Annotated in this window: 6 protein-coding genes; all 6 read right to left on the reverse strand. The window is 37.7% G+C overall.

Going from position 1 to position 4,259, the window contains the following annotated elements:
- Nucleotides 1–141 precede the first annotated feature (141 nt).
- The 6 genes from ABKW31_RS22595 to ABKW31_RS22620 all read right to left on the reverse strand — a co-directional run bounded on the left by ABKW31_RS22595 (nt 142) and on the right by ABKW31_RS22620 (nt 4,165).
- Nucleotides 142–564, reverse strand: coding sequence for a DUF1493 family protein (locus tag ABKW31_RS22595; RefSeq protein ID WP_348618978.1), 423 nt, complete (start codon nt 562–564; stop codon nt 142–144).
- A gap of 1,058 nt (nt 565–1,622) precedes the next feature.
- Nucleotides 1,623–2,057, reverse strand: a complete 435-nt coding sequence (locus tag ABKW31_RS22600; protein ID WP_348618979.1) for a hypothetical protein — start codon at nt 2,055–2,057, stop codon at nt 1,623–1,625.
- A gap of 124 nt (nt 2,058–2,181) precedes the next feature.
- Nucleotides 2,182–2,910 carry a hypothetical protein gene (locus tag ABKW31_RS22605; protein ID WP_348618980.1) on the reverse strand — a complete coding sequence of 243 codons (729 nt, stop codon included), beginning with the start codon at nt 2,908–2,910 and terminating at the stop codon, nt 2,182–2,184.
- Between the two features lie 398 nt (nt 2,911–3,308).
- The gene (locus tag ABKW31_RS22610; protein ID WP_348618981.1) at nt 3,309–3,431 is read right to left on the reverse strand and encodes a hypothetical protein; all 123 of its coding nucleotides are present in this window, start codon (nt 3,429–3,431) and stop codon (nt 3,309–3,311) included.
- Nucleotides 3,428–3,736 (reverse strand): hypothetical protein, encoded by a 309-nt coding sequence (locus ABKW31_RS22615; protein WP_348618982.1) that lies wholly within the window; start codon nt 3,734–3,736, stop codon nt 3,428–3,430. Before ABKW31_RS22615 ends, ABKW31_RS22610 begins: the two co-directional genes overlap by 4 nt.
- Nucleotides 3,737–3,832: 96 nt before the next feature.
- A complete protein-coding gene (locus tag ABKW31_RS22620; protein ID WP_348618983.1) occupies nt 3,833–4,165 on the reverse strand; it encodes a hypothetical protein in 333 nt (110 codons plus the stop codon).
- Between the last annotated feature and the right edge of the window lie 94 nt (nt 4,166–4,259).

A 4,259-nucleotide genomic window follows, 5' to 3' on the forward strand; every position in this document is an offset into this window, starting at 1 on the left:
CCGAATCACTTCAGCTAGAATAATGTACCCAAGGACAAAAATTAAAATATTAATGAGCACTCCATTGGCATATAACGCTTTGCATATGGGGATTTTAGGAGCGCTTTTTCAGCGAGTAAAATTCCCACCATGATGCAATTGTTAGGTTGCATTTTTATACACCGCAATTAATACCCCAACAAATGCGATACCAATAAAAAAATATTTATTAAAATCAATGTCAAGTCGCCTCTTTCGTAGTTTATGGTCAGGGTAGACCACGGGCCAACTATGTTTATTAGCAGCCTCACATAAAGATTGTGGTGTCAATGGTATATGTGGAACTTGTGCATTTGGGGGAGGAAAAAAGAGCGCTCCAAAATTCCAACCTTCTTCACCATGATGGAAATACCAAAGATAGTTACTCAGATCAACAGAGAACTTTTCCGAAAAAACCTCCATTAACTCAAAGAAATCGTCTCCATCAATCCCCAAATCCAAGCATAAATCAGAGTCCAATTTAAGTTTGGAGCTTTCCACTCTCTGGTGCTCGATGAGAAAGCTAAATATTTCTTCAATGCTCATAGCAACCTAACGCCCCGATAAGCCGACGAAATGAGCGCAGCGAGTTGAGGTCGGATTGATTGGTTTGTTAGCAGCCAACTGCATATTTAAACCTTATCGATTTTTATAATGTTATTTGAACTGCTTGGTATGAATGCAATGACAACACAACGACCATTTTTTATAAAGCTATCGTGTTGCCTATTAGCAAAAAAATACTTCTCAGTGCCATAATCATTGTACTTAAACACAATACCTGAAACAGAAAATGACTCTGAACGGCTATTACTTTGGTTGACTTCATAATTAGCAATACAACCCTTAATTTTTTGAACTTCATTATTTTCTACAGCGAGTTTAAAAGTATATAAATCGATGTAATTGAGAGAAGTGGATATTAATCCAAACGCAAATACCAGAGAAATAAATAGGAAGATGTATTTGCCTTTAACTTTTGTGACTTGTGATATTGCACTTATAAAACGAGTATATTTTAACTCGACAAACAAAACTACAGAGGCGATTATATAACCAACCAGAAACAGGGGTTCTGAGTTTAGCCCCTCTATGTTGCTGACGTAATAGGTGCTGATTGTCGGTTCTAAAATAATTGAATTCCTAAAGTTTTATCCACTTGGCTGCTAACGCCCCAAGCAGGGGATTTTATGAGCGTTTTTCAGCGAGTAAAATTCCCGCTGGCTTGGCTTGTTATAAAGCACGCTAGCTAATCCTACCCATGTATTTATAAATACCCAACAATACTAAGCCTAGCACAAGAGCATGTATCCTATACTGCGCGCAAAAAAATGAACTTGATTCTGCTGATACAACTTTTAAATATATACTGTCATCTTGATTTTGAAACAGATCTACTGGCAAGAAATCAATTGCGAACATGGCGATTGAGAAGCCAATAAATACCAATCCAACTATTAGTAAAATCTTAATCACTCAAATCATCCATGTGCTTAATAACGCCCCGTTAACGGGCGAGCGTTGTTCGCGAGTCCTTGCCAGCGCAGTTTGCTGGCGTTTTCGTTAAACGGCTTGTTAGGTGCGTTCAAAATTTATCCTAAGTCTCAATGGCTATTCGTGTAGTCGATTTGGTATTCAAGTGCCATCCCACAGCCCTCACCATAGGTTAACCCTATTGTATTTTGTTCGGTAAGGCCTTCTTTAATGGTGTAGAGCGTGAATAACCTACCTTCCTCATCCTTGTAAGTACGAAGCGGCATGAAAAAATCATAATCGTCTTTAGTTGCATCGAATTGTGAAATCCCCTTGAAGAAATACACATTATCAAATTTTTTGTCATTGATGGCGTCTGGCATGAAGACATACACAATGAATTCTGTTCCATTTTTAGAAACTTCGATTTTTATTTTTTGCCTATATTCAGTACTTTGTTCTTCGACAACTTTTTTCGTTGTGATACAAGAAGTGGCTGAGGCTTGAAATGCCATGACGCACAAAACTATGAGCAAAAAATGAAGCTTCCAAAAAATAAAATTCACTAGATTCCCTTTAAGCACCTAACGCTTTGCCAAGGGGCAAATGCGAACGTTGTTGGGCGAAGCCCTGTGAGTGTTTGTCCCAGCCGCGCTTTTTGCGGCGAACTTTGGCAACTTGTTAGAGTTTTTACGGAAATTCAAGATAATATCTATTACGGTAAATTTCGATTAACTTACCATCCTCATCAAAGGAAAGCGTAATACTATTACTAAAAAAGCGGGGGCTAACCCTGAGGTTCCATCGATTAAAGTCTTTGACAAGGTAATATTCATCTTTTGAAGCAAGTTTAGGTAATTTATAAGAATCAAAACCTGCAGCCCCAACTCTGACAAGAGGATAGCTTTTATAAATAGTCTCTAACTTTTGATATGCTGATGAATAAGAATCACCTATATTAAGAACGTCGATATTACTAAAAGAACTTTCAGGCCAATGGCTAAGTGAAACGAAGCTACCATCTCCAACGTTCCTAATTTCATTTAACTCGCCATTTTCAAAATCAAGATCAATACGGTTTGCTTGAAATTTTTCAACTCCCGTTATTATCCAATAACTCCATCGGTGAAAATCATTTTTAACCTTATAAATTTCCTGGGGGCTATAAAAATGGCTATAAACTTCCTTTGGGTACATATAGCCAAAACCGACAACTTGCTTCGTTTCAATTAGCTTTTTTAATTTTTTATAACTATCAATTTTGGAATCTCCAATATTGAAACCATAACCCTCACCGTTATCAATAGTGTTATCAATAATAGTTATGGTATGAAACGCCCATAAACCTACTATTAACAGTACCAATAATGCAATAATTCCAAAAATAGAATAAGTTAAAAAAGTAAAAAATTTAATCAATTAGCCACTCCATGCCTAAAACTCTAACGCTTAACATATGGGGATTTTAGGAGCGCTTTTCCAGCGAGTAAAATTCCCACCATGATGTTTTTGTTATATGCACGGTTACAACAGTGCATATATTGAATTCCCAAGCTCAGTTGCTTGAGGCGTACCTGCTAAATAATCGTCAAGATCGAACGACGGAGCACACCAAGAATACTTAGCACGCTTCTTTGCAATTAAAGCCCGAAGAAACGCCATAGGACTATTATTACTTTTCGAGACTAAAACAGCTAAACGTTCAATTTCGATAGCGAAAGACTCGGCGCTAGTGAAATAGTCTGAATGTACGTCACCGCCTTCGCGAACTAGTAACGCTGCTTGTTTTAGCTTGTTGAAAAGCGTCTCTCGATTATTTATAAGTGCATATAACGCCCTGCTAAGTGGCAGTTACGAGTGTCGTTGGCGAAGCCAGCGAGTAACTGTCCCGCAGCGTTTTTTGCTGCAAACTTTAGCAGCTTGTTATATTTGTATTTCACAGTTCTAATTCCTCTATATCCCAAGGTTGAGTTACATCTTCTCTGTATGCATCCCACCCCAAAGGCAAACTAGCTAATTCAGCAATTTCTGGAAATTTTTGAAAAAAGCATCCCATACAAACAACTATGCCATCATCTGGGTCATCTGTTGTGTTACACATGAACTGCCATTCATCATCTTCATAGTGAGTGACCTGAACAATTGGTTCACTCCTATCATAAACAAATTTAGTTGTTACAACACAGGTGTTTATAGCGCAATCAAAAGGCCAGTCATTTTCAGAAAATGTATGATTGTGTGACATGCTTCCCTTCAAATATAACGCTTAACATATAGGGATTTTAGGAGCGCTTTTTCAGCGAGTAAAATTCCCACCATGATGTTTTTGTTATGTGAATAGTTAATCTGAACCATCTGAAACATCTGCGCCATCATAATTGTCATAGTCCGATTTAGATCCCCCACTATTTGATCTGCTCAAGAATCCTTCTTCGTCTGGATAAGCACTGGAAACATCATTGTCATCGTAAACCCGACTATCATCTTTAGGTGGTGCTGGAGTATAAAATGGAAAGATAATAATCGGCAACCCAACACCGATACCTATGTGAATAAGAGGAGCATTCCAACTCAATTCCTGACCTTCAAAAAATTGAACTGCTATGTCAGCAAGACCTCCCAAAACAGAGACTGCCGAAATAAAATAGCACAAATTTTGAAATGTTCTATTCATCAGCTATCCCTTTCACATAACGAGGCTGTAGAAAAAGTCGGTTTTGACATTGCATTTTCTACTACCCTTCTTAATTTTTAACTTTTGCTACTTT

The organism is Paraglaciecola sp. 25GB23A, from assembly GCF_040012495.1.
Classification (GTDB): domain Bacteria; phylum Pseudomonadota; class Gammaproteobacteria; order Enterobacterales; family Alteromonadaceae; genus Paraglaciecola.

Excerpts from the sequence above, each read along its gene's own strand:
- ABKW31_RS22595 (WP_348618978.1), bottom strand. The coding sequence starts at position 564 with ATGAGCATTGAAGAAATATTTAGCTTTCTCATCGAGCACCAGAGAGTG.
- ABKW31_RS22615 (WP_348618982.1), bottom strand. The coding sequence starts at position 3,736 with ATGTCACACAATCATACATTTTCTGAAAATGACTGGCCTTTTGATTGC.
- ABKW31_RS22620 (WP_348618983.1), bottom strand. The coding sequence starts at position 4,165 with ATGAATAGAACATTTCAAAATTTGTGCTATTTTATTTCGGCAGTCTCT.